The sequence below is a fragment of the Candidatus Melainabacteria bacterium genome (assembly GCA_003963305.1).
GTDB lineage: Bacteria > Cyanobacteriota > Vampirovibrionia > Obscuribacterales > Obscuribacteraceae > PALSA-1081.
The window spans coordinates 168245-194646 of the sequence record RXJR01000020.1 but is presented as its reverse complement, the minus strand read 5'-3'; the positions used below and the strand labels follow the sequence as shown (position 1 = coordinate 194646).

General features: G+C 50.2%; 22 protein-coding genes and 2 tRNA genes. 11 read left to right on the top strand and 13 right to left on the bottom strand.

From position 1 onward, the window contains the following. Window positions 1-29 precede the first annotated feature (29 nt). Complete coding sequence (gene rsmB / locus EKK48_19800; GenBank protein ID RTL39289.1) at window positions 30-1457, bottom strand: 16S rRNA (cytosine(967)-C(5))-methyltransferase RsmB; 1428 nt, start codon at window positions 1455-1457, stop codon at window positions 30-32. Next, window positions 1454-2449: a methionyl-tRNA formyltransferase gene (locus EKK48_19795; protein ID RTL39332.1), complete on the bottom strand. Its 996-nt coding sequence runs from the start codon at window positions 2447-2449 to the stop codon at window positions 1454-1456. Before EKK48_19795 ends, rsmB begins: the two co-directional genes overlap by 4 nt. A 194-nt stretch (window positions 2450-2643) precedes the next feature. Here EKK48_19795 and EKK48_19790 point away from each other — a divergent pair, with 194 nt between their 5' ends. Together EKK48_19790 and EKK48_19785 are read left to right on the top strand one after the other, a co-directional pair. Further along, on the top strand, window positions 2644-3528 hold the full coding sequence (locus EKK48_19790; GenBank protein RTL39288.1) for an ABC transporter permease: 885 nt from the start codon (window positions 2644-2646) through the stop codon (window positions 3526-3528). A gap of 194 nt (window positions 3529-3722) precedes the next feature. Next, window positions 3723-3953: a hypothetical protein gene (locus EKK48_19785; protein RTL39287.1), complete on the top strand. Its 231-nt coding sequence runs from the start codon at window positions 3723-3725 to the stop codon at window positions 3951-3953. Between the two features lie 3 nt (window positions 3954-3956). Here the strand turns inward: EKK48_19785 and EKK48_19780 are convergent, their stop codons facing one another. From EKK48_19780 to EKK48_19765, 4 genes are all read right to left on the bottom strand, one after another. After that, window positions 3957-4622: a hypothetical protein gene (locus EKK48_19780; protein ID RTL39286.1), complete on the bottom strand. Its 666-nt coding sequence runs from the start codon at window positions 4620-4622 to the stop codon at window positions 3957-3959. Window positions 4623-4624: 2 nt separating this feature from the next. Next, complete coding sequence (locus EKK48_19775) at window positions 4625-5146, bottom strand: hypothetical protein (protein ID RTL39285.1); 522 nt, start codon at window positions 5144-5146, stop codon at window positions 4625-4627. A gap of 64 nt (window positions 5147-5210) precedes the next feature. After that, window positions 5211-6191: an ABC transporter permease gene (locus tag EKK48_19770; protein RTL39284.1), complete on the bottom strand. Its 981-nt coding sequence runs from the start codon at window positions 6189-6191 to the stop codon at window positions 5211-5213. After that, window positions 6191-7204, bottom strand: coding sequence for an ABC transporter permease (locus EKK48_19765; protein ID RTL39283.1), 1014 nt, complete (start codon window positions 7202-7204; stop codon window positions 6191-6193). Before EKK48_19765 ends, EKK48_19770 begins: the two co-directional genes overlap by 1 nt. A gap of 171 nt (window positions 7205-7375) precedes the next feature. Here EKK48_19765 and EKK48_19760 point away from each other — a divergent pair. The 7 genes from EKK48_19760 to EKK48_19730 all read left to right on the top strand — a co-directional run bounded on the left by EKK48_19760 (window position 7376) and on the right by EKK48_19730 (window position 15721). Next, window positions 7376-7447 (top strand) — tRNA-Cys (locus EKK48_19760). A 92-nt stretch (window positions 7448-7539) separates the two neighbouring features. Further along, a tRNA-Val gene (locus EKK48_19755) sits at window positions 7540-7612 on the top strand. A 112-nt stretch (window positions 7613-7724) separates the two neighbouring features. After that, window positions 7725-10247, top strand: a complete 2523-nt coding sequence (locus EKK48_19750) for an adenylate/guanylate cyclase domain-containing protein (protein RTL39282.1) — start codon at window positions 7725-7727, stop codon at window positions 10245-10247. Between the two features lie 152 nt (window positions 10248-10399). Then, complete coding sequence (locus tag EKK48_19745) at window positions 10400-11953, top strand: DUF4419 domain-containing protein (protein RTL39281.1); 1554 nt, start codon at window positions 10400-10402, stop codon at window positions 11951-11953. 82 nt (window positions 11954-12035) lie between these two features. Then, complete coding sequence (locus tag EKK48_19740; GenBank protein ID RTL39280.1) at window positions 12036-13328, top strand: Bcr/CflA family efflux MFS transporter; 1293 nt, start codon at window positions 12036-12038, stop codon at window positions 13326-13328. Between the two features lie 72 nt (window positions 13329-13400). After that, the gene (locus EKK48_19735) at window positions 13401-14171 is read left to right on the top strand and encodes a tetratricopeptide repeat protein (protein RTL39279.1); all 771 of its coding nucleotides are present in this window, start codon (window positions 13401-13403) and stop codon (window positions 14169-14171) included. A 173-nt stretch (window positions 14172-14344) separates the two neighbouring features. After that, a complete protein-coding gene (locus EKK48_19730) occupies window positions 14345-15721 on the top strand; it encodes a DNA ligase (GenBank protein ID RTL39278.1) in 1377 nt (458 codons plus the stop codon). 46 nt (window positions 15722-15767) lie between these two features. Here EKK48_19730 and EKK48_19725 read toward each other — a convergent pair whose 3' ends face one another. The 5 genes from EKK48_19725 to EKK48_19705 form a co-directional block, all read right to left on the bottom strand. After that, complete coding sequence (locus tag EKK48_19725) at window positions 15768-16181, bottom strand: hypothetical protein (GenBank protein RTL39277.1); 414 nt, start codon at window positions 16179-16181, stop codon at window positions 15768-15770. A 150-nt stretch (window positions 16182-16331) separates the two neighbouring features. Next, complete coding sequence (fusA, locus tag EKK48_19720; protein ID RTL39276.1) at window positions 16332-18485, bottom strand: elongation factor G; 2154 nt, start codon at window positions 18483-18485, stop codon at window positions 16332-16334. 237 nt (window positions 18486-18722) lie between these two features. Next, window positions 18723-19196, bottom strand: coding sequence for a 30S ribosomal protein S7 (locus EKK48_19715; protein RTL39275.1), 474 nt, complete (start codon window positions 19194-19196; stop codon window positions 18723-18725). A gap of 21 nt (window positions 19197-19217) precedes the next feature. Continuing rightward, window positions 19218-19625 carry a 30S ribosomal protein S12 gene (locus EKK48_19710; protein ID RTL39274.1) on the bottom strand — a complete coding sequence of 136 codons (408 nt, stop codon included), beginning with the start codon at window positions 19623-19625 and terminating at the stop codon, window positions 19218-19220. Window positions 19626-19892: 267 nt separating this feature from the next. Next, window positions 19893-20960 carry a GNAT family N-acetyltransferase gene (locus EKK48_19705; GenBank protein RTL39273.1) on the bottom strand — a complete coding sequence of 356 codons (1068 nt, stop codon included), beginning with the start codon at window positions 20958-20960 and terminating at the stop codon, window positions 19893-19895. 442 nt (window positions 20961-21402) lie between these two features. Between EKK48_19705 and smpB the strand changes: the two genes are divergently transcribed. Both smpB and EKK48_19695 read left to right on the top strand, forming a co-directional pair. Further along, window positions 21403-21900 carry an SsrA-binding protein SmpB gene (gene smpB, locus EKK48_19700; GenBank protein RTL39272.1) on the top strand — a complete coding sequence of 166 codons (498 nt, stop codon included), beginning with the start codon at window positions 21403-21405 and terminating at the stop codon, window positions 21898-21900. Then, entirely contained in the window at window positions 21900-24446 is a 2547-nt protein-coding gene (locus EKK48_19695) for a hypothetical protein (GenBank protein ID RTL39271.1), read from the top strand. Before smpB ends, EKK48_19695 begins: the two co-directional genes overlap by 1 nt. Before the next feature lie 51 nt (window positions 24447-24497). On the opposite strand, the gene EKK48_19690 is transcribed toward EKK48_19695, so the two are convergent. Both EKK48_19690 and EKK48_19685 read right to left on the bottom strand, forming a co-directional pair. Then, window positions 24498-24983 carry a hypothetical protein gene (locus EKK48_19690; protein ID RTL39270.1) on the bottom strand — a complete coding sequence of 162 codons (486 nt, stop codon included), beginning with the start codon at window positions 24981-24983 and terminating at the stop codon, window positions 24498-24500. 124 nt (window positions 24984-25107) lie between these two features. After that, complete coding sequence (locus EKK48_19685; protein RTL39269.1) at window positions 25108-26274, bottom strand: tetratricopeptide repeat protein; 1167 nt, start codon at window positions 26272-26274, stop codon at window positions 25108-25110. Window positions 26275-26402 lie beyond the last annotated feature (128 nt).

The following is a 26402-nucleotide window of genomic DNA, read 5'->3' as shown; positions in this document are numbered from 1 at the left end:
TCTCAAATAGGATCTGACTATTTCCGCCGTTAGCCTTGATTCCCTTTTCTCCTCATGCGAGCAATAAAAAAGCCTGAGACACCGTGCTGTGTCGGAAGCAGTTGGATCTGGCAGAGCCTGTTCATCTCCGCTTCCGTTTTGCACATTGGACCGGACGTCACCGAGCATTGTTCTCGAATTTGTGCTGGTATCAAATGGGAAAAGTCATCCGCTTCGAAGTCTTCAAATTCGCGCAAAAACCACCTGATGTTATCAAAGTTTTCTTCCGGCTCCAGAGAGCACGTCGAGTAGGTTAGAGTGCCGCCGGGCTTTACCAGCGTCGATGCATTGGCCAGCAATTCTCTCTGTAACTCAACCAGAGCCTCAATATCGAGCTCTTCTCTCTGATAGCGTAAATCAGCGCGGCGATTTATGACACCGGTTCCGGTGCACGGTGCGTCGAGCAGAACTTTGTCGGCGAGCCGGTCGGTTCGATACTGTCTTCCATCGGCGACAGCCGTCTCGAGATTTTTCAAACCCAATCTGGTTCGATTCTTCTTGATTAAATTCAAGCGCGGTTCGCTTATATCCACGGCGATTACTCTGCCCGTGTTGTCCAGCATTTCGCTGAGCTGAAGAGCCTTGCCGCCAGGCGCCGCGCACAGGTCGATAATGAAGTCACCCTTCTGAGGCTCTACAACAATCGCTGCAAATGCGGCCGCTTCGTCTTGTACGCTGAACAGTCCTTCGCTGTAGCCGGGCTGTTTTTCTGGTGGACCTTTCATCTTGTCTATGATGAAGCATGAGTCGACAAGCTGGCCGCGGTGGAACTTTATACCACTGTTTTCAAAGACTGTTTCCAGTCCTTCCGGGGTTATAGCCGTATCGCAAGTTCTCACGATTACAGGCGGAGTGCTCTTCGCGAACTTGAGGAGGGCGATGGCTTCTTCCTTGCCGAAATTTGCTATCCATCGTCTGACTATCCATTGCGGCACCGAATAATCTGTTGAAAGCTTCTCTTCGCTGCTGTCAATGTCCGCTTCGACTATCTCTGGATGTTCCGACTGTTTTTCTTTGTGTCGCAGATAGCTGCGCAAAACTCCGTTAACGAATGGAGCATGTCCTTTGTTTCCGCCAGATTTAGCCAGCTCAACTGCTACGTTGACGACTGCTGACTGCGGAATGTCTGACATCTCTTCGATTTGAAAAATGGAAAGACGGAGAATATTCAAAACCGACGGGGACAGTTTCTTGAGAGGATGTCTGGAGAGCGATTGAATCACTTCATCAAGATGCAGCTTGTTTCTCATCACGCCTTGAACAAGGGCTGTAACGAAAGCGCGATCTCGCTCGCTCATTTGTGAGCGCTTGAATGCCGCATTCAGTGCAAGATTTGAATAAGCTTTCTGCTTATCGACTTTGATAAGAGTCTCCAGAGCAACCTTTCTCGAAGTCAAACCTGTGATAGCCGTGGTCATCGCTGTGTTTCTCCGGCGCTGGTAAGTTCTTCAATCAATTCACTATGAAACATATCTCCGCTTTTCAGATGCGCGCCGTTGGCCCAATCTTTTGCCTGCATCTTTGCTTTGCTGGGGGGCTGCACTTCCAGTAGCTCCAGTCTCTCATCACCGGAGCCACAGGCGACGAGAATTTTGTCTCCTGATTTGACAATCGAGCCAACTGGCATTTTCGTTTCAGAATTTTCTGCCGCCTTGGTTTTCCAGATTTTGAGCGGTGCATTATTGAAGATAGTGAAAGCACCCGGCCATGGAACAATGCCGCGCACGAGATTGTGGATGTTTTTTGCGGAGTTGCTCCACTTTACTCTTCCCAACTCTTTGTCGAGCATAGGTGCCAGGGTCGCCTGCGAATCATCTTGCCGCTCGGCAACGAGCGTGCCGTCGAGCAGCTTTTGTATGGTTTCGATGAGCAAGTAGGCGCCATCGACTGCCAGTATTCTGGCCAGTTGCTCGGCGTTCATCTCGTCGTCAATATGTGTTTCCTTCTTGAGCAGCATTGGTCCATTGTCGACACCGGCTTCTGTGAACATCGTAGTGACACCGGCAGTGGTGTCGCCGTTGATGATCGACCAGTTCAGCGGAGCCGCACCGCGCAGCTTAGGAAGAAGTGAGGCGTGTACGTTGATCACGCCTTTGGGCGGCATGTTCAATACTTCTTTTTTCAAAATCTGACCAAATGCCACCATAACGATCAAGTCTGGCTGCAGGTCTCGCATGGCTTGTACGATTTCTGGTGATTTGGAAAGCTTTGCCGGTTGAAAAACTTTGATGTTGTGCTGCTCGGCGAGCACTTTGGTTGGCGGTGCATGCATTTTGTTGCCGCGTCCTGATGGACGGTCGGGTTGAGTGACAACCGCAACTACATCGGTGTGCGGGAAGTCGATAAGTTGCTGCAGAGTTGGGACTGCGAAGTCAGGTGTGCCGAGAAAAATAACGCGCAAGTTCTTTATCCGTTTGGGGTTAGCCAAGTCTATTCTTGCAAATGGGGCGAGCTGGCTGGAGAAAAGGTGTACTTTTGATAATGTTGTGCCTGTCTGGTCTGGAATTAGACCCGGTTTGCCGGGCCTTGTATGAAATCAAGAGAGTTTCCGGGGCTACTTAGGGGCTACTTACGTGGTCGCCTTTTGCTAGTCTATTGACCGTTATGAATACAGTAATCAAGAAGCACGGTTCTGTCGGTTTGCCCTGGAGCAAGGGGCAGTTGATTCTGTTGCCGGCCGGATTGTGGCTTTCTGTGTTTATGGTTTTGCCACTTGCCATTCTTCTTGTATACAGCCTTGGCAGTCGGGATGACCTGGGGCAAATCGTCCTTGGTTTGAACTTCGAGAATTACTTTCGATTTTTTAGCGGTCCTTATCTCAAATCGCTTTTTCGTTCTTTAGTGTTGGCTTCATCTACGACTGCGATTTGCTTATTTCTGGGCACGCTTTTTTCTATGTGGCTGGCATTTTCCGTGCCCAAAGCCAGACAAAATTTTTTCATGACGCTTATGGTGGCACCGCTATGGACGTCTTTTCTGTTGCGTATTTATGCCTGGATGACGATACTTCGGCCCACTGGTTTGCTCACAGAAACTTTGCATTCGCTTGGGTGGCAAAACTGTCCGGTGATTCTATACACACCGTGGGCGGTGCTGTTAGGAATGGTTTATAACTACCTGCCGTTCATGGTGTTGCCACTTTATGCATCACTGGAAAAGCTGGATGTTCGTCTGCTGGAAGCCGCTGCTGACCTTGGTGCTACGCCGTGGCAATCTTTTTTGAAAGTAACACTGCCGCTCTCATCAAAAGGAATGGTGGCAGGCAGCATCATGGTCTTTGTGCCTGCTCTGGGTGATTATGTTACGCCCGATCTTCTAGGTGGTGCCAAAACGATGTTTATAGGCAACCTGATTCAGAATCAATTTCTAACGGTGCGTGATTGGGCTTTTGGTTCGGCTGTTTCCACCATTTTGATAGTCATCGTCAGTATTGCGATCTGGCTCTATTTGAAGTATGTCGAGCCCGATTCCGCCCCTGCACATCGCTGAAGAAGCCCAGCCTGTTGGTATAACATTAAATCCTATCGAATTGAGAGGATTTCCATTGCTTTTCTCCTCTCAAAAGTTCATTTTCAATATTTGAGGCAATAATTATCGTCTCGCTGCGATGCTTTGGAGCAAACAAGAGCGAGTTTACGTCCTGAAATTATAATTCATGCCGAGTAGAACAAGGAGAGATTCTGATGGTGACCGAGAAGTATAGAGCGCTGATTGAGCGCTTTCCGCTGGTGCCAATCAAAAACGACAACCATCTTGATGCCGCTCATGAAGTTGTACAGAGTCTGATTATGAGAGAGGAGCCAGTTTCAGAGGACGAAAGTGATTATCTTGAAGTTCTGCTTGATGAAATAGGCAAGTATGAAAGCAAGAATCACGCTTTAGAGCTTGCTGATTTGCCACCACATCAAATCTAGATGCTAATTCATTGTTGCCGGTTTGATCTTGCGAAGAACGCTGAGCAATCTGTCGTAATCCGACCTCAGCAGGTGCGATAGAGACTGCCCTGCTTCGATCAAAAATTGGTAATCGTTGCCGCGCGCTTGGTACGCTTCCCGCACTGCTGCAGCCAGTAATTCATCCGTTGGAACAGACGAGATGGTCGTCAGTAAACGTAGAAATTCAAAACCTTCAGTCAGTGATGCAATCTCAGAATTACTGGTTCTGTAAACAAAGTCGTGCACCTCAGGTGGTTGCGGCGGTAAGTGGTTGAAGGAGGTGCCACCACTTTTGTAGCCGACTGTGACAGCGTGCACTTCGGTCTTTAAGAGTGAAAAGATATGGGGCTGTTCAGCCTTCAAGCGCTCTCTCGTCAGTCCCAGCGCAGATGGTCTGTGCATATTATCCTGGGGACCCGTAATGACGTTGAAAACGACTGCGTAAATGCGTATACCACTTTCTTCTGAATCGACTGTGAGAAAACTTCCGAAGCGCGGTTTTTGCACCGACGGCATGCCGTCAGAGTCTTCGATTGTCCAGCACTCGGCGACGAGCCCGGTGATCGATGAAGACACCACTTCGCCCAGAGCCTCTGCTTTTGCAGCGTCGGTTCTGGTATTCAACTTGGCTTTATTCTTCTCGTTCACGCTCAGTCAGTGGGTGGTGTGACTTTGTCCGGCTTGAAATTTTCTGCCGCAGCTTCACTGTCTTCTTTAGGGTTGTCGCTCTGCTGGCTTACTTGCAGGCTTATTGTTGTTTTGTCTGAATCAGAGTCTTCAACCAGTTCTGCATTGGCTTGCAGTTTGTCTTTATGTGCGTCAATGCTGACCAGCTTGGGACTTGTATCGACCTTGTCTATCTCCCAACCCTTGTCTTTCAGCTGCCCTTGATAGAACTCGCTGATCTTATCCATTGAATCATTGCTGGAGAGCATCAAAAATTGGGAATGCTCCTGGTCTTCGCCGCCAGCTGAAACTGAACCAGATGTGGTGGCGCCAGGATAAATCGGCAACGGAAAATCTTTTGGAATAGCATCTTGACCTTCCGCAAAGGTTTGAGTCATGCCACCCGACTTGAACGAGACTTCCTTTTGATTTCCGCAAGAAGATAAGGATAAGACAGAGAAGGCAGCGATGAATATTAGACTGGCTGTGCGGAGCGGGTTCGACATAAGTTCCTCACTTTACTTCCTTCATTTTAGCCGACCACTTTATACTCTGTGTGAGAGGATTTTATTATGCCGCCGGGTGTCGCCGACCCAGCATTTCAAGCCATCCTTCGCCAATTAAGTTAACCGACCCGACCGTCAGGGTGATCAAAAGTCCTGGAATGAATACAGCCCACCAGTTTCCCTGAGTCAGACTTATCTGTGCTGCAGTCAGCATGCTGCCCCAACTGGGATTGGCCGGTCCAAGTCCCAGACCGAGGAAGCTCAAGCCCGACTCCATTAGCACCGCATCTGAAACCAGAAGAGTTGCCTCCACCATCAGCACAGAGGCGGCATTAGGGAGAAGGTGGCGGAACAGCATTCTCTGTGTGCTCATTCCCAGTGCCGATGCTGCTTCTATATACTCTTCCGACTTTACACTTGTAATCTTGGCTCTGGATATACGTGCTGCTTCCAGCCAGGTCGTGGCACTGATTACTGTCACCACGGTCACTATGGGCAGATCTCCAAAGCTGTAGCTGGTGATGTGCAGAAAGGAGAGCACAGGCTGCGGAAGCGTGGCCACGATGCTTGGAGCCGACAGAAGCGAGTTTAGAGCCAGTAAGAGAATTATGCTCGGAATGGATAAGAGTCCATCCACTGTGCGCATCATTATCGTGTCGACGATGCCGCCTGCAAAAGCGCTCAAGGAGCCCCAGATGCTTCCGAATGAAACTGCAATCAGCGCCGCGCATAGCCCCACTATCAAGGAAGCGCGGCTACCCCAGATTGTCTCGGCAAATACGTCGCGACCAAGATAGTCTGTACCGAATAAGTGCCCGGGTGAGTTTGGTGGCAGGTTGATCTGATTGAGGTGTACAGCCAGCGGTGAATATTCGTAAGTGATTGGAGCCAGCCGAGGCGCAAGAATGGCTATGGCAGCAATGAGAGCCAGAACCATTGAACCGAAGACTATTCTCTTGCTGAAGCGCACCCGATAGATGGCGACGGTGCCTTTGTCGGTTGTCGACAAAATGCGCTTATGTTCAAACTCCTTCATTACCGGCATCAGGCATTACCTCTAGCCAGTTGGGAGCGACTCAACTCGGATTCTCGTGCGCGCGGGTCAAGATAGAGATGCACGATGTCTGCAATGAGATTGGATGCTATTACCAGTGCTCCATAGATCATGATCAGAGCCAGCAGCACTGGATAGTTTCTGCCGAAGGTGGCGTCAACCGCCAGTCTTCCCATGCCCGGCCAGGCAAAAACCGATTCGACGAGAACAGACCCGCCCAGGAGAGCCGGCAGAGACAAGCCAATCAGGCTGGCAACCGGCATGAAACTGTTTTTCATGACATGTCGAATAATCACCGCGGCGTTGCTCAGACCCTTGCTGCGAGCCGTTGTGACGTAGCCTTTGTTCATTTCCTCGATTGTTGAAGCGCGTACAAAAAGTGCTACTTTTGCGGTTCGACGGCTGGCCAGAACCAGTGCCGGTAAGATTGCGTGCCCGAAGAGTGCCAGCAGCGTGCCTACCTGCCCTGGCGCATGCAATCCAAGTACCGGCACTGCGGAGAGTGGACCGTAGCTTGCTACCAGTGCAATAGCCAGAAAGCCGACCCAGAAGCTGGGCGCTGAATAGAAGACCAGGGCGAGCCCGATCAATGCGGAATCGATACGGGCAAACCTGGTCAAGCGCAACCAGGCCATGATCAGCCCCCAAACGATGCCGATTGTAAATGAAATTGTCAGTGCTGTTCCGACCAGAACCAGAGTTGCTGGTAGCCGTTCCTTTATGACGGCGATGGCGGGGCGGCCGTCACGGTAAGAGCGTCCAAATTCCGCCCTGGTCAAGACCCCGGTCAGCCAGGCGGTGTATTGCTTTACGGGCGGCTGGTCCAGACCCAACTCTTTGCGCATAAGTGCTACTTGCTCGGCGGGAACATCCTTTTCAGCGGAACCAAGCATGATTTCGACAGGGTCTCCCGGTAACACTTTGATAATGCAGAAGGAAACCAGCGAAAGCAGGAACAGCAGAGGCAACGAGCCCAAGCAGCGCTTCAACACCAAAACCAGCAATCGAAATACCTCTGTTCCCGCGGCCACCACGTTGAGGCGCCGTAAAGCCCCGGCATAGCAGCCTTAAGCTGCTTGTCTCAACCTGGTTTATCATAACCGCCTTCTGCGTTGACAAACGATGTCTGAACCGCATACGATACTTTCAACTGCCTTGAGTGGCGGGGAAATTTTGGCGGCATAGCCAAGTGGTAAGGCAGAGCTCTGCAAAAGCTCCATCCCCCAGTTCAAATCTGGGTGCCGCCTGTCTTTCTCCCCGGCTACTCAGCAGATGAGGCAACTGCGCGGCCCAGGAACTTGCGACCCAGGCTCAGCTCGGTTAAAATGATGCCTCGAACGGACAGTTGGCGCAGTTGGTAGCGCGTTTCCTTGACATGGAAGAGGCCACAGGTTCGAATCCTGTACTGTCCAAATTTTTACTCAGTGGCAAATTGTGCAGGAGTTTCCGGCTTAGAAATTCCGTTAGTTCAACGCGTCTCGTCTCTTTGACTGTCAAAACTGATTTAAACACTGCTGCTCCGGCGTGAATAAAAGAAGTTCGGATTTTGCACTTCTCAAATCAGTCTGCGCCGGAATGGATGCACGATTTGGGTATTTTTCACGGGCGCGTGGAATATCACCATTTATAGTCGTTTCCAAACGTGTGCTCTTGCACGCCTCAGGCGAGTCGAAAATGAGTTCAGCAGCGGATGAACCAAATCCTAATGCGAAGCCGTCGGCGCTCGGCAAGCTCCGCAAACGCTTTCAGAGTCTTGGCAATCGGGCTATGGCAATTTGTGCTGCAACAGCGCTGGTTGCATGCTTGCTGGAGTTTTTTCATCTACCGCCTCTGCATCCCGAGTTATCGGACGCGGAAATGCGTCTGGAAGATCACTATTTTTTGCTGCGCAATTATCTGTGGCCTAATGGTGCATGGCGAACGTCGGCTGCTAAGGACATAGTCCTTATTTCTGTGGATCAAGAGTCGGCAAGAAAATTGGGTGTGGCAGATGCGCATCAATGGCCGAAAGCGATCTTTGCGAGTTTGATCAATAAACTCGAGGAAGCCCATGCTGCTGTGATTGTTCTGGATGTGCCACTCGATGCAACGACCGAGCTCAAGGCAGATGCTGGTTCTTCAGCTGCTACGGGGTCTGCGGCGCCACAGTTGACAGGTCCATCGTTAACTTCCGCTGCCACCGGCCTCGGTGACATAGACCAGGCCGATAACGCTGCTTTACTGGAAGAGTTGCGTAAAGCTAAAAATGTGGTGCTCACTTCCGGTATCGATAAAACTCCAGCGACCACAGGCTCGATGCACGATCAATCTCTGGTTCTCCTGCGTTCTCCGGGTGCACCTTTTACAGAAGCGGTCGGCGAAGACTCCGGTTCGGTCGGTAATAACGTCATAGTCGCCGACACAGATGGAATGGTTCGTCGCGGCACAATGTTGTTTGATCAGCTCGGACCATCATTCTATAAATCACTGGCTTTGCGCGTAGCCGAGAAAAAGATGGGCGCACGTTCCATCGTTGATGATAGGGGCTTTGTCTATATTCGTGATCGATTGATACCAACAGTCGTGCGCATCAATTATGCCGGACCACCAGGTACGTATCGAGCTATACCTGTCTGGCGCGCCGTCGACTGGGAGAAACATGCTCAACACGGTTGGTTTGAGAGCATGCCCAGCCGTCGCGACGATGAGCCGGAAGCTGCTGACTCTGTTGTCGACGCCCAGAATCCGTTCATGAATAAAATTGTTCTGATCGGCATGTTCGAGCCTTCTGTGCCGGGAATGAGCCAACAGCATTATTTTTACGGCAGTTCTATTTCCAATTTTTTGACTCCGGCGGCTCCGCCTCCAACGCTTATGAATGGCGTGGAAATCCAGGCCAATCTGATTTCCAATATTATGCAGAACAGTTTCCTGGCTGAACCGGATCAGTGGGAACTGCTTCTTCTCATAATTTTCGGCGGGCTTCTAGTGGGCAGAATACTGGCGCGTTGTGCGTATCGTCCCTTCCTCAGCCTTTCGGCGATGGCGCTGCTTTCGGTACTCTGGTTGGCGGTATCTTTCTATGCTTTTGTTTCGTTGCGGGTTTTGATACCGTTTACGGTGCCTGTAATCGGAGTGGCATGGCCGGCGACGATCATCGTATTGTTTGATCAGTATTTTAAGATCAAGCGCGAGAAGGCAAAACAGACAAAGCTTTTCCGCTCTCTAGCGGCTAAACCACTGGCTAATGAAATCGAACGCCGTTTGTTGGCTGAACTTGGATTGACCGGTAAATTGATGAATGTCACAGTGGCGGCGTGCCAGCTTCATGATTTTTCAGAGGCACTGGACAGCAAGTCTCCTGAAGCAGTTTTGCAAAGCCTCAACGAGTGTCTGGGCGTAATGATGGCGACAATTGGAGAGCATGGTGGATTAGTCGAGAGGGTCTGGAATTGCGGCGTCATCGGGCTGTGGGGAGCCCCTATCGCTATGGATAGTAATGCGCAGGTTGAAGCAGCCTCAAAATGTATCGTTGAAATGAGAATGCGTCTTAAACGGCTGACTGGTAATGATCAGAGCGGTCAAAAATCTCCGTTCGGTTTGACTTGTACCATTAATACGGGAGATGCTATTTGCGGCACAATCGATGCCGGCTCACGCGATTCTTCTCTAGTGCAGTACGGAGCTCTTGGACCAGCAATAGATCTGGCCATGCGTTTAGATCCTTTGAACGAACACTACGGAACCACCTGCATTGTCGGGCAGACTACGGCTCAGTTGTTAGCGGAAGCTGACGTCAGGGAGCTGGATCGCATTACCATCGGCACCAGAGATCAGAGTCAGCCGATTTACGAACTTCTGTCTGTTGATGGTGCTCTCTCCGGCGTGCATGAAGAAGCGATGGAGCTTTTCAGGCGCGGCAGACAGTGTTTCGAAAGTGGACGTTTTAGAGAGGCTGAGCAACTTTTCACGACTGCAGCAGGAATGATGCCGGGTGACAAAGCTACCTCCCTGATGCTGGAACACTGTCGTACAGTGCTTTCCAAGTCAGAAGCAAAACAGACCTGACCGCGATTTGATGCCTCTACATTAATTATTCTGTGGCTGCAAATGCTTGCGGTGACGCTGTTTTGAGGTGGTGTGCTGAGCAGTAAATATGCAATTCAACTAAAATATAAGAAGTACAAATTACGCCCTGTATAAAAATTTGAGGTGCTTGCATGAAGCTAAAATCTTCAGCTGGTGTGACTTTTCGTGTGGACGATGTAGAGAAATCCGGCGAGCTGCTAGAGTTTGGAAAGACTCGCGATAGCATCGACAGAATTCTCAGGCATGTCTTAGACCGTGTTGAAGAGCCAGTTCTGGCTTGCTCTGGTTATAACTCTGATGTTGTAGCGGGAACAGTTTCTCATGCATTTATCAATGCTATTCACACGGCCTACGCCAGGCATTTACCGTTGATCTTGTCTCCGGATATGGTCTGGATAACCATTTTGCAAGGTCTGGCATTGCATGTTCATTTGCATGCTGAGGAACTGCGTCCGATACTGGTTCAGCATTCCGGGCGCAAAGAGATTCAAATTTCGATGGAACTCGATGCCCACTCCCCTGAGAGTGCCTGGGATGATGCCATTAACACGTTTGCCAGTGCCTTGTGTGAAGAATCCCAGGGAAGTGCAGCTTTGTTGAGTGATTTTTCCACGACTGGACCAATTGAGAAACTGGTTTCACAGGTCTGCTTGCTTGATGTGTTCGAATCCTATTACGAATACATACTCCTGAGCGGCTGTGGATTCCCTGAGATCACTCTGACTGGTACCGCCGACGATTGGAGTAATTTGCGTCGTAAAATCGATCTTCTGGAGCGATTCCAGATAGATTTCTGGTTGCCTCATTTGCGTCGAGTTGCTGACATTTTTTGCGATGCTGCGCAAGGTCGGGTCGATGTCGAGACCTGGAAAGGTATGTACAAACTTCCGGACGCATATGGTGGCGACCTGATCAATGGCTGGATTGTGAAGCTGATTCCATACGTACAAAACAAACTAAGCGGTAACTGGGATCTTATAAATCCGGTCCTGACAGATGACGGGTCCGTAGAGCACAGGGGCGAAATTGGTGTCAGAAGCGACACCCTTCCTGCCGGGATGTCTCTGGTCCCGTTTCGCTGCATCGATCGTCGCAAGGGCGATTGTGCGCTGATGGAGATGATCGGTGGCTTCGTGGGCATCGAGCAAGATCAAACCACAGGCGCGGTTAAACCCAAGATTGGTTGGGCTGTTCGTCATAAACGCGATCAGACATGGTCTTCTCTGGCTTGCACTCGAGTGAAAAGGAAGAAACTACCATTACCGTCTACTGTCATATCGGCTTTATCCGAAAAGTTACAGCGACAGGTGCGAGCCGGCATAAATATTTCGGGCGAGTTTTTCGAGCTGTATAAGCAATGTAATGGTTTCAGCGTCACCGACAGCGCTGGAGTCACCTGGAAGCTTCATCCCTTCAGCAAGGTCAGGATAATTTCGTTACAACAAGAGGCGGAACCCGCGACTGGCGAGGACTCATACTGGGACCCAATCGGACCTTGGGCATATTATCTCGAGATTGGCGCGGCGACAGATGGCTCTAGAATACTTCTCAGCGAAAACTACGTTAGAACGATTCGTACAAGGCTCGTGTTTCCTGTGGAAATTCGTGGCACCGATGGTGAGCCTGTCGCTAGCTTCTTTGGACTGAGGAATTTCATCAGCTACCTGACTGGAATGGACCCTTAGCCCGGGCAGTCGCAACAAATCGTAAGTATCTATTGCTTAGAACTGCTTACCGATCATCATCACTTTCGGTTACGCTTTCGGAATGACCGACTGCGCAATCTCGGAAGAAGAAAGAAATGCGGCGCCGAAAAAGCGTGTCTATGGAAACATGGATAAGCACTCCTTCTGGTTCACTCTCTTTCTAGTAAGCCTGGGAGTACTGCCACCGCTTTCCATAGACATGGGCTTGCCGGCGCTCGACTTAATAGCAAGTAATCTGCATACTACCGATCGCACCTCAGCAATGACGTTGAGTTTGTTCTTGATTGGTTTCGCTGTTGCTCCAATTTTTTGTGGACCGCTGTCAGATCGATATGGGCGTCGTCCTGTTCTGCTTTCAGGCTGTGCCGCCTTTGCGCTGGCTGCAGCTGGATGCACTTTTGCCCCTAATATCCAGACTCTTCTTATATGTCGCACCATTCAGGGGTTGGGGTCCGGAGCTGCTACCGTTCTGAATACGGCCCTTGTGCGGGACCTCTTCGAGGGACAGGAAGCCAGGGCTCGATTGGCACAGGTGGGGGCAATTCGCAGTTTTGCTCCTATGATTGCACCGTCTATTGGAGCCTGGATCCTGACTATGGGCACGTGGCGTCACATATACTGCTTGCTTTTCTTGCTCGGTACCGCGATATTTTTCGTCGTCAATTTTTGTTTTGCTGAGTCGGCCAAACTGAATAAGGCACCGCTTACGGTGCAGGCTTTATGGAACGAATATATGCAGGTCTTCAAGCACCGCCAAAGTTTTGGATTCGCGATGATGAATGCGCTTTATTTCGGTGCAGTTTTTGGTTATGTTACTAATTCACCATTGCTGATGATGCAGCATTTTGGTCTGTCCAACCAACAATTCGGATATTTGTTTGCTGCAGTGTCGTTCGGAATCATGACTGGTGCGTTCTCAAACGGTCAGTTGAACAAGCGAAAGATCTCGCCTGTATTATCGATTAATTTTGCCCTGGTTCTTGCGCTTATCTCGGTTGTATCGATATGTTGCTTGACCATAACAGGTATTGCCAGCCCTGTGACGCTGTTTCCGGCACTGTTCCTATTCACTTTTGCTTATGGCATGCTCTCACCGTCAGTGGCTCATGGTTGCATTGATCCGCTGCCTCGTATCGCGGGAGTGGTATCGGCTGTGATGGCATTCTCGCAAATGGTAGTTGGTGCCCTGGGTGGCGTAATCGTCTCGTACTTGTATGATGGTCATTCACCCTGGGCATTGGCCTCGACGATGCTATTTTTCGTAATTGCTTCGGTCTGCACCTATGTCTTTGTTGTTAGACCGGTGGTTCGCTTTGGTATAGTGAGTGAGCAGGGAAACACGCCCAAGCGGTAACTGTATGGCGTGACCTTTTCAATAGTCTGTGAAATCAGCCTATCTCAGAACACGAGTGCTTCTCTAGATTCCATGGCAACAATTTTGCATAATCGAGCAGTCCCATTCGGTCGAATTATTTTTGCTGGTTCGCTTCTTCTAAGTTGTATTTCCGTTTTTTCTGGACAGTTCTGTGTGGCAGCCGCACCTGAACAAAGACGACAGTTTGTGAACTATGAGCTACTTCTCAATGCCAGTCAGCTGAATAAATATGAAGAATACGATAAGGCTTTGACTCTTTTGAATAGGTACATCTCTATGAACAAGGACGATGCCAGAGCTTACTATCAGCGTGCAGTAGCTTATCGTTCTCAGGAAAAGTACGATCAGGCGATCAGTGATTTAAATTCGGCCCTGAAATTGAAGCCCCTTTACGAAGCTGCTCTGTACGAGCGAGCCAGGACTTTTGAGAATATGGGTCATTCGGAAAAAGCGATTCCTGACTATACGAGCTGCCTCAAGATTACTCCTGCCGATAACGACACCGTTTCGCATCGCGCCGCTGCTTTTGCACGTATAAAGCAGTATCAAAAGGCAATCGACGATTACACAACCATCATCAAGAGAGTGCCTGAAGATGAAGACTCGCTTCGGTCGCGTGGCGATGTTTATTATCAAATGGGAAACTACAAACAGGCTGTGCGGGACTATACCGAATCAATCAAGCAGCAGAATGATGTCGCGCTGACCTACAATTCACGAGCCATGGCTTATTTGAAACTTGGCAATAAGGATGCTGCCGCGAGAGACTTTGCGAAAGCCAGAGAGCTGGGTTACGTTGAGCATAACCAACAGCCGCGATGATGGTAGTAACGTTTAGCATATTCAACGGGCGCGATGACGGTAGTTGTGTTGAGCATAATCAACAGCCGCGATGACTGGGATTTACGTTTAGCCTGATCAACACTTCCGGTGCCGGGAGTTAATCTGAGCAGAACTGGGCAAGAGATCACAGCGCGTTCACTGTGAGGTGTGATATGCCGGACATCGAGGATGGCGAAACCGTTGAAATTAAAGGATCGGCTAAAGATCCCTATCAGCTGCGTAATGTGGGTGGAGTTTATTCTTGCACCTGCCCGGCATGGCGCAATCAATCGACTGCCATCGAACGTCGCACCTGCAAACATCTGCGCCAGTATTGTGGCGAGGATGCAGAAAAGGCACGGCTTGGAGGTGAACTCCCGACAAGCGCATCTCGTCCTCGCCGAACAGCGAATTCAAATTCGACGACGCCAACTGGCATGGGCAGTTCCGATTCAGGCAATGCAGTTTCTGGACCGCCGATTTTATTGGCTCACAGCTGGACTTCAGATATAGACCTGACAGGCTGGTGGATGAGTGAAAAACTTGATGGGGTGCGCGCTTACTGGGACGGCGAAAAATTCGTTTCCAGGCAGGGAAACGTTTATCACGCCCCCGATTGGTTCATAGAAGATTTGCCTCGAGATGTTCACCTCGATGGTGAGCTGTGGTTGTCTCGCAAAGGATTTCAACGAGCCGTCAGCATCGTGCGTCGGCAGGATAAGAGTGACCACTGGAAGGAAATTACTTACCTCGTTTTCGATGCGCCCAAGATTGACGACGTTTTTGAGGCGCGTATGGCCTTTGTTTCGCAGTTGCTTGACGAATCTCAGCCAAAATATGCCCGTCCTCATACTCACGAACGATGTAAAGGCACCGATCATCTTCGTGAGGAACTCGCACGAGTCGAGGAACTTGGTGGTGAAGGTTTGATGCTGAGAAAGCCATCGTCGAAGTACGAAATCGGTCGTTCCTTTTCGTTGTTGAAAGTGAAAAGTATGCACGACGCTGAAGCTCGTGTCATCGAACATTTACCTGGTACTGGTAAACATCAAGGAAGGCTGGGTGCACTGTCAGTCGAACTGGCCAATGGTATCAAATTCTCCATCGGTACTGGTTTTTCTGACGCTGAGAGAAACAACCCTCCGCCCATCGGAAGCGTCGTAACCTTTCGCTATCAGGAATTGTCCGATCGTGGTGTTCCGCGTTTCCCGGCCTATGTCAGAATGCGAACCGATATCGAACACGTGCCCGCCATTGTTGAGCGAGAGACAGCCGCGGTATCAAATGCGGTGCAGTTGGCCGAGGCTGTGCCTGCTGGAACTGCCGTCGCGACTAAACCTCGTATGTTCGAGTTTTCTGAGGGCACATCGAATAAATTCTGGGAAGTCGTATTGCAGGGCAGCAGTGTTACTGTTCGTTTTGGCAAAATTGGCACCGCTGGGATGACAAAACCAAAATCTTTCCCCACCGATCAAGCTGCTAAAAAGTACTATGACGACCTGATTGTAGAAAAGATCGGCAAAGGGTATTGCGAAGTTGGTGGAACCTAGAGCACCGCATGCGATGGCTGTTCCAATCGTTTGTGATCCAATCGTTCTAAGGATCTGGCGGTGAATCCGTTTCAAGCATCGTCCAGAATCGACGTTCCACATCCCACATTGATTCGTCTTTCCAGTTGCGCAGCGTCGCTTTTGCTGTCCAGCAACCTTCTTTATCGAGGATGATTTCAGGCTTAAAGATGTAGTGGCCTTTGAAAATGTCGGCTGGATCGTTGGCACTGAATTCTTTCTGGAAAACGATTTCTCCAGATGGATTTTCCAGGGTCAGCGAACCTTTGTACTGGCGACGCTCATAGGGCGTACCAAAACCTAGAACCCACCAGGAGTTCATCGCAATTGGCAGCTCTTTTGCGACGAACAAATCGTACAACCCGAGTGCATCAATTCGTCCATCGTCTCTGTGGTCTGCCTTTTCGCAGAATAATAGATAGCCGCTGTGTAGGTATTTCATGACTATTCCCGCCGCCCTGATTTCAAGGGGTTTGTGCTCCAACATGTTAGTAAGCGTTCTAAAGTTTACCCTATTTGCTTGCTACACAAGCAAAAGGCGCAGCTTTCGCCGCGCCTTTTCAGTTACTTTTTCAAGCCTCAGCCAGTGCGATTAAGCCTTATCTGATGCTTGTTTGCCCTTGATAACGGTTTCAGCAATCGCAGCAGGTACTTCTTCATAGTGAAGGAATTCCATTACGAACGTGCCTTGACCACGGGTCTTGTTGCGGATGTCGGTGGCATAACCGAACATCTCAGAGAGAGGAACGGTAGCGCGAACCTTGGAGAGTTTGTCGGCAGTATCCATGCCTTCAATTCTTCCGCGGCGTGAGGAAATGTCACCGATGACGTCGCCCATGAATTCTTCAGGAACGTCTACTTCCACTTTCATGATCGGTTCGAGCAGAATAGGCTTAGCCTTCATGAAGCCCTCTTTGAGAGCCATAGAGCCAGCGATTCTGAACGCCATTTCAGACGAGTCAACTTCGTGATATGAACCGAAGACCAGTGTTGTTTTGATGTCGATGATCGGGTAGCCCGCCAGTACGCCGCCTTGCAGAGCTTCTCTGATACCAGCTTCAACACCTGGAATGTATTCTTTCGGGATCACACCGCCAACAATCTTGTTGACGAATACGAAGCCTTCGCCTGGTTCAGTTGGTTCGAGTTCGATGACAACGTGACCGTATTGACCACGACCACCTGACTGACGAACGAACTTGCCTTCTTGCTTGACTTGTTTCTTGATGGTTTCGCGGTAGGCAACTTGTGGTTTACCAACGTTGGCTTCCACTTTGAATTCCCTCAAGAGACGATCGACAATGATTTCCAGGTGGAGTTCGCCCATTCCGGCAATGATTGTCTGACCAGTTTCGTGATCGACTCTAACTTTGAAGGTAGGGTCTTCTTCAGCCAGACGTCCCAGTGAGACGCCGAGCTTGTCTGAGTCAGCTTTAGTCTTCGGTTCGATAGCAACCGAGATAACTGGGTCAGGGAACTTCATTGATTCGAGAATGATCGGGTGACCATCAGCGCAGAGTGTGTCACCGGTTGTCGTGTCTTTCAGACCGACGGCGGCAACGATGTCTCCAGCGAATGCTTCTGCCACGTCTGTTCTGTCGTCTGCCTGCAACTGAACCAGTCGGCTGATGCGCTCACGCTTGCCCTTAGTGCTGTTCTGCACGTACGAGCCGGCAGCCAGCGTGCCTGAGTAGACACGCAAGAATGTCAGTTTGCCTACGAACGGGTCGTTCATGACCTTGAAAGCGAGAGCTGCAAATGGGGCGGTGTCGTCTGGTGCGCGCAGTGATTCTGCACCGTCAGGAGTGACGCCTTTGATCGCTGCAACGTCTTCAGGTGAAGGCAACAGGTCGACAATAGCGTCGAGAAGTGGCTGTACACCTTTGTTTTTGAAGGCTGAACCGCAGAGAACAGGAATGATTTTGTTGGCGCAGACAGCGCGGCGCAGAGCAGCGCGCAACTCATCAACTGTGAATTCAGTGGCGCCTTCGAGGTATTTCTCCATCAGTTCATCGTCTGTTTCGACGATGGCGTCGACCAATTTCTGTCTGTATTCTTCGGCTTGCTCGCGCATGCTTTCTGGAATCGGCTCGTCGCGGAACTTCTTGCCCATTGGATCATCTTCTTCGTACATGATCGCTTTGGTTTCGAGAAGATCGATAATGCCGACAAATTCGCTTTCAGCGCCGATTGGCAGCTGAATAGGGTGAGCATTAGCCCATGTGGAATGCATTCCAGGCAGTTGCTCTTTCACTTGTGAAACTACTTTATAGAAGTCGGCTCCTGAGCGGTCCATCTTGTTGATGAAGATCATGCGAGGAACTTCGTAGCGATTGGCTTGCTTCCAGACAGTTGCAGTCTGAGGCTGAACGCCGCCCACTGCGCAGAGAACGATGATTACACCGTCGAGAACGCGCATCGAGCGTTCTACTTCGACTGTGAAGTCAACGTGTCCGGGGGTGTCGATCAAGTTGATGCGCTTTCCGCGCCAGTTGCTCGTGATAGCTGCGGCGGTGATTGTGATACCGCGCTCTTTTTCCTGTTCCATCCAGTCAGTGACGCTGGTGCCTTCATGCACTTCGCCTACCTTGTGGATCAACCCAGAGTAAAACAAGATACGTTCGGTCGTCGTTGTCTTGCCGGCATCGATGTGCGCAGCAATACCCATGTTGCGGATGTCTTTGAGTGCTACGGTTCTAGTGGATTGCACGGCGTTGGGTTTCCTTTCGCTGGTGGAAGTGTCCATGTGTAACTACCTTGAAATGACTGTGTCGACGCGCCCCGGTGGAGGCGCGCTGTTGACAGCCTATTGCAAAATAACACTGATACGCGAATTCTCCACAAAAAATTCATCAATCATGGCTCGAAATCCTTGCGTATCTTTACAAAGAATCAGTGTTATTGAGCTAACTATAATATGAATCGCCAACGGCCATGCATGCAGTTTTGCTGCACAGCCACTAGCCTTGATTCACCGAAAGATTTAGTACCGGTAGTGAGCGAAAGCTTTGTTGGCTTCGGCCATTTTGTGGGTTTCGTCTTTCTTTCTAACTGAGTTGCCAGCACCGTTCGATGCGTCGAGCAATTCTGCAGAAAGGCGTTCTGCGAATGTACGACCTGGGCGCTTTCTGCTGTTGGTGATGATCCACTGGGTGGCGAGCGCGACACCGCGTGACTGCTTCACTTCAACAGGAACTTGATAAGTCGAACCGCCGACGCGGCGTGCTTTTACTTCGACGAGCGGAGTAACGTTCTTCACAGCCTTGTTGAAAACGTCCATCGGCTCTTGCTGTTTGCTTCTTTCTTTAAGGATATTGAGGGAGTCATAGAATGCTCTCTGCGCGGTGCTGAGTTTGCCGCGTTGCATCATTCTATTGATGAAGCGCTGTACAAGCTGGCTTCCAAATACTGGATCCGCTTCGGGAACACGTTTTTCTGGGCTGTTTCTGCGTGACATTGCTTTTTATCCTGTCTGAGATTACTTCTTCTTGGCGCCGGCGGCTGCTGCTGCGCCTGGTTTTGGACGTTTGGTGCCGTACTTGGAGCGTGACTGCATTCTGTCTTTGACACCGGCGGTGTCGAGTGCTCCGCGCACGATGTGATATCTGACGCCCGGAAGGTCCTTAACACGACCACCTCTTACGAGCACGACACTGTGCTCCTGGAGATTGTGGCCGACACCCGGGATGTAGGCGGTGATTTCGGTGCCATTTGTCAGGCGCACACGAGCAATTTTACGAAGCGCTGAATTCGGCTTCTTTGGCGTAGTGGTCTTGACTTGAGTGCAAACGCCACGGCGCTGCGGGCAAGACTTGAGCGCTGGTGACTTGGTTTTGTAAGTCACTTTCGCGCGCTCTCTGCGGATAAGTTGATTGATGGTCGGCACCGAAGAAGCTCCTGAATAGCTGACAAGTTGCGATTTCTTCCTGGGAATGGGCCTGCAGCCTGGCTGCGATGGCGTTCCTGGGAACTAGCGAAAGGCGACTGGCAATGATACCGATAGACCGGTACCGCTGTCAAATAGCGCCTGCCCTGGCTGTAAACAGTCCAGTGCGCCCAAGCCATAGGGCATGAGTGTATGTCAGGTTAACAGATGTGGACCACTAAGATGCAGTTCTTCGCAAATACTTTATCTATTTATACAACTTTGCAATCAGGATTCTCCGCCGCGTCTGGCTGTTCTTGGCAGGTTGACGGCAGGGGCGGGAATCGGAGCGAGTGAAACACTCTTGTCTAATCGAAGTGTGCGTGGCTTTTTCGCTCGCATCCAGTGTTCTCTGGCCAGCAATGAAAACGTTCCAGCGCGTTCGAGACCAGCCTTTTCAAGCGCTTCTACGACTGCCGCCTGGTAGTCGTAACCTTTCGCATTAATGACTCCGCGCATACCGGCGCGCTTCATCATGCCAAGAGTGAAGATGACGATTTCTTCAGCCATATGCAGATAACCTGGATGCACTGCGAATTCCAGATGGTAGTCGCCTTCCTGGTGAGCCGTGACTCGCACTGCCGAGGTGAGCGCTTTTCGTTCGCTGTCTTGCGATACCCAGAACCATGTCTTGCCTTTTATCAAGCGCTTGATTGTGCGGTCGAAATTTTCGACGGGAAGATCTGAGATTGCAAAATCTTCCGGAGACCATTCATAAATTAGGCGATGGTCGGGAGGGAGGGCGTCTTGATGCAACTGATAGAGTCGGAGCTTGTCTTCCGGCATGGCAAGCCGAAAGTGGCTGGTTTCGTCAGTCAGAATTGGTTCGGAAAAGTCAGACGGCACCTGATATTCAGTCACTTTTGCACAACGGCGGAAGCCGCAATTTCCCATCAAATTCAAAGCGGCGGAATTTTGATCGGAAACTTCGGCGATGAAGTGGCTGACGCCCTGGCTGCCGAAGAGGGCGAAGGCGAACTTGAGCAATTCTTGCGCGATGCCGCGCCCGCGGTGGTTGGGGTGCACAACGAGATGATCGATGCGCCAGCAGGCGCGGGATCTGCCAAGAGTGCGTAATGAAATCAGACCCAGAACGACGCCATCTTCCTTGGCGATATAGACGGAGGGTGCCATGTGCATCCGGCAGGGCATCCAGTGTTGCCAGAACGTCAGACCACGCAGGCTCAGGGCTTCTTCGGCGCAGAAGCTCTCGTATGGCATCGGCTCGTTCTGATGCCTGAGCAGCGCCCTTGTCTGGGTGCAATCAGTGGCAAATAACGGCTCAATTTTTATCATAAGATGCGCTAACTTCCGGTCAGAATCACCTTTTCCAGCTTTCTTATAATACCATGCCGGTAAAGCTCGCGCCTCGAGCCCTGTTCGTAAAGGCTGAGCTCTGGACACCGCCTGCGGGTGATGGCTCGAAATATCGCCTCATGGCACTATCCACGGTGGCAATTCGTCATATTCACTTTCTTGCATATTTCGCACAGCAGTAAAGAATCTTCGCCAGGTCGCTATTAATTAGAAAACCTTCAATTTGGAAAAGATTTGTCAATTTTAGGGCGGCGCAGCACTCACCGTGCGGGTTGCTACGAATTTCGACGTCATCCACCTAAATTTGTGCTTCTCTGCGTAACTCATCTGGGGGTGAATTTCGCTTCTAGCGGCTTCTAATGCCGACGACAAGAGAGTGCGGATATCTTATACTGAAGCTTGGTATTAGTAGAAGGTTGAAATGGCTAAGGTAGCCGATAAATCCAAGGCGACCAAGGACGACAAGCCGGTTGTTAAAACCGTTGCCGACAATAGACGAGCACGCCATGAATATCACCTGATCGAAACCTTCGAAGCTGGGATTGCGCTTGTCGGAACCGAGGTCAAGTCGATTCGGCAGGGGCGAGCCAATCTGGCTGATGCCTTTGCGCGCATCGAGGACGGGGAGCTCTGGCTATATAACTGCCATATATCTCCTTATGACCATGGCAATCGTTTCAACCACGATCCGCTCAGAAGGCGTAAACTGCTAATGCACGCCCGACAAATATTGAAAATGAAGCAGCAAATGCAGGAAAAGGGTCTAACGCTGATTCCTCTCAAGCTCGTCTTCAAAGGAAACCTGTGCAAAGTCGATCTCGCCCTGGCAAAAGGTAAGCACCTTTATGACAAACGTGAGTCGATTGCTAAAAAAGACAGCAACCGTCAATTGGAACGACTAATGAAGAGGAATGGCTAGTGACATTTGGGAAACCAACACACGCTGGAACACAGAAGATCATTACTGCCACCATGGTGGCAATAACGACGTTTACCGGCAATTTGTTTTTCAACTGCACTCCGGCATATGCTGCCGCACCGGTGGCGGTGCTGAAAAGTTCACGCAATGCGATTGCCTATCAAGATGCACATCTTGGTACTTATGACGAGGACTGGAACATCTTCAAGCGCGCGCTTGATGCCGCCAACGTTCGTTTTGATGAGTTGAGCGATATTGATGTTAGCGGCGGACCTTCCAAGCTGCAGGGATACAAACTTATCGTCGTGCCGTTGCTAGTTGATGAGCCACCAGATGTGGTGAGCGCTTTGACGGAGTTTCAAAAGGGCGGCGGAAAGCTTTTAATCACCGATGCGGCTGGCTCTCCTTTGCCTAATGCTCAGGCTTTGGAAGCATTAGCCGGCGTCAGTATTTCCAAGCAGTCTACTTCCACCGATGCGCACAAGTTGCAGTGGTCCAAGAGCGGCGTTAATGCCGAAGAGTTTCCGATCGGCAGTGTCTCCGCAGACATCACCCTGCAAGAAGGTGCGACGCCGGTTGCAACATGGTCTGACGCGTCAGGTAACAAATTAGGATCCGGCGCGGCGCGGAAGAATAACGCACTCTATCTTTCCTGGGCACCTGGACTGCAAGGCGACATCAGTGCCAATTCGCGATTGCTTCAGCTGGCGCTGGAAGAATTGTCACCTGGTATCACCCAGCAAAGTGCAGTTCAAATCAGTTTCGCTGAGTTTCAGACGATCCAGCAAGAGCTCGAGTATCTGACTAAACGCACCGAGGAAACTATCAAAACTGCTAAACAGGCTGATCTGGCAGTTCCTTTTAAGGTGATTCAGCAAGATCTCGATGCTGCTACCGACCATGTTCAGAAATTCAAAGATGCCTATCACGAGCGTCGCTACTATGAAGCTGATGAATATCTGCAGAAGGCGCGTGCTGATTTCTCGCGGGCATTCGCACAGGCGATGCCGGTTCGACCAGTAGAAGCTCGTTCCGTCTGGTTGGATCGTGGCACCATCGTCAACTGCAAAAATCCAAAAGGAATGACGGCTGTATTCGACAAATTGAAAGCAGCTGGTATCAACGTAGTCTATTTTGAAACCAACAACGCCGGATTCGTAATGTATCCGAGCAAAATGGCTACTCAGAATCCCGACACACTCGGTTGGGACCCCCTCGGCGCGGCGTTGCTCGAAGCCCGTCGCCACAACATGGAATTGCATGCCTGGATGTGGGTGTTCAACGTTGGCAATACCAAACATAATCCGATTGTTGGAAAACCTGCTGATTATCCGGGACCTGTGTTGTCTACCCATGATTTTTCCTGGGCACTTGCTTCGCAAACAGGTTCTCTGATTCCGCCCAAACAAAGCGAGTTCTGGCTTGATCCATCCAATCCTGATGCTAAGAGATACATCAAGGACTTGATCATGGAAGTGGCGCAAAACTACGCTGTCGATGGCATTCAGCTCGACTACATTCGTTATCCGTTCAACGGCAAGGGCGGCGAAATGGGCTTCAACTGGCTCGGTCGTCAGCGCTTCGAGCAAGACACTGGGCTGAGCCTGGACCACCTTGATGAAGAAACCAGACAAGTTTGGCAAGCCTGGAAGATTCAAAACGTCAATAACTTTGTCAAAGACGTTTCAACTACATTGCGCGCCGCTCGACCGAAGATGCGCATTTCTTGCGCTGTCTATGCGATGCCTCGCAGAATGCGCACCAATTTGATCCAGCAAGAATGGGAAACGTGGGTCGCCAACGGTTGGATCGACACTCTCAATCCGATGACTTATGTGCCGACGGCAAAGGAACTCACCACGGCCGCTGGCTACGTGAGAGAGTCAACTGCTGACCGCGTGCTTGTCTATCCCGGTCTTTCGATCAGGCAACTGGACACAGCAGGTCTGGTGGAGCAACTCGATTCTGCTCGCGAGATGGGAACGCTCGGCACTACGATGTTCGCGGCTGCCCATCTCGACGATAAGAAGTCCAATGTGTTGAAAGTTGGTCCATACCGACGTCAGCCTCTTTTGACTCCGCAATCTGAGCCGTTGCGCGCCAGCCGATTGCTGGTCGATGACTTTGCGGCGATGGTCAATCGTTATTTGCAGGATCCGCAAAAACACATCATGTCAGACCAGGCCAGCACCAACGATGTGCTCCAGCAAATCGACGCGATTCAGAAATCGATGCATTCGCTCAACAGCAAATCTTCGCCTGAATCAATTGAAGCGGTGCTGAAAGATGTGACTACACTGCACAACACAATCAAGAATTGGTTGCGCCTGGAGGCATTTATTCAGCGCGGTTATCGAGCTCAATATATTGTCAGCTATCTGGGACAGGTTGAAGCGATTCTTTCTTACGCATCGCACAAAGCCAAGTCTCTCAACCATACTTTGGATGAGACTACGGCGACTGAGTTGCGCGCTGCGCCGGTGCGCAAGCCACGAGCTACGCCACCTGAAACTTCAGCCATTGTCCCTACCGCTGCTCAGCAGTAGCCGCCATCTCTTCGGATTCTCGTGAGATTTCTTCGGATTCTATTTGAGTAGCTATTTCTTCGGATTTTCTTTGTTGAAAGCCGCGACGAATTCATCACATAGTGACTTTGCTGCGTCTTTTTCTTTGGTTCTGGCAACTAGCTTCCCGGCGTCGTAAGTCTTGCCTGTCCACGTTGGTTCAGCGCTGCGCTCCAGACGGCAAAGTTGATTGACGGTGAGACCGACCCAACTTTTATTACCGTCTCTGTAGTCGACAACGAGAGTTAGTCGTCCTTCTGAAGCCTTGAGTGGTTGGCTTTCCGCGCCTTTAGCAAATTCCGACATGGTCAGATTTGACTGGGCAAACGATTTTTTTGCGACGTCGGCGACTGAGTTCGTGGGATCGAAGACAACTCTGTATTTGAGCGAGGTCAAACCATGCAATAGCTTTTTCTGTGCTTCAGTTGCCGGGACGTCTTTCGCCTCTTCAGCTGTGGCGCCGTTCCAGCAAGCTAACATCAACCCGAGTGCAATTAGTGGCTTTGCTGCGTTCTTCATTGTCTTTCCTGTGTTGAATGGGGATTGGATTTAGTTCGGTTGGTCTGGATTGGTCTGGATTGGATTGGATTGGTCTGTAAGTCATGGGAACAGATTCTACACGATTGCTATTTCAGGTTTGCAATCATGGTATCTGGTCGAGAACTATGTCATAAGAATCTGCCGTGCTTCCATCGGCAAACGTTACACCGTTGATACTGAGCATGGTGCCCTCTGCGTTTAAATGCCCCTGGCAGGAGAGTGCTTTTATTCCCAGTTCAGCCAAGCTTTTGACTTCGTCAGATTCGCTTTGTCCGTTTCGATTGCTATCGCACCAAACTGCCAATCCATTCAATTCCGTGCCCGAGAGCTTTCCATCATTGTTGTCGTCGAGAGCTTTCATCGCCTCGTAGCCGTCATTCCAAAATATCCAAAAGGAACTGGGACCGAAAAGTTGAAGCCCCGATGTTATCTTTTTGGAATTCGCTGCGTCATAAACCAGCCAGCCTGCTTTGGGGCCCGTCCATTGCCCATAGTGTTTTGGTCCATTGCCGTCCAGATCAAAAACTAACGAGGCTGGTTGCGTAAAATCTCGCAGTGAAAGATTCGCGACCAGCGGAATCATAATCGGGGTAACGGTTCTGAAAGAGAGATTGATATTTTCTGTCTGCTCTTTCATCTTTGCGATTTCTGCGGCATCTTTAACGGGATTCAAGAGTTTTTCAAGGTAACCCGCTGTTTCCATACATATCGAGGTTCCTCGCATTCCCTTTTGGTTTTTCTCTTTCTCGTATGATTCTTTGTATACCTGTCGGTAAAGTGGGATCGCGTTGGCTTTATCTCCACTTTGATCGAGGCACCACGCCAGTCCTAATCTCGCTTGAGACATCGATGGATCTAATTTCAGAGCTTCTCTCAAATATTTGACTGCTTCCTTCAGGTAGGCTTTTGCAGTGGCATCGTGCTTTGTATCGCTAACCTCAAACTGCTGGAACTCTCTCATTCCAACTCCATAAAATGGGGTGGCTTTTCCTTCTGCTACGAGATCACTTTCTGCTTTTCTTACTTGCACTTCGTTTGCGTTGTACGCGTAGGCCATTGAATTTAACCGCCCAATGCGGAAATCGAGCTCTGCTCTCTCTTGCTGAGATAGGTTTGATTTCGGGTCATTGAGCCTCTTCTGCAGGTTTGTTAGTAGCCTTGGAATAGGAACTTTGACCAACTCAGGATAGGCAAACTTCGCCTCAACGGTTTGAGGTGCGGAAAGAAGAAGCAACAGGGACAGGTTCAATATTCTGTTTTTCAATTTCATTGCTTGATGACCTCGAAGTTATGGAATCATAGCAATTTGAAAAGTCAGATGTCGTTATAATTTATCTTCCACACTCAAATCTGCGGACATACAGATGGTCAAGTACTCAGTTTGTGTTGCCAAAATTC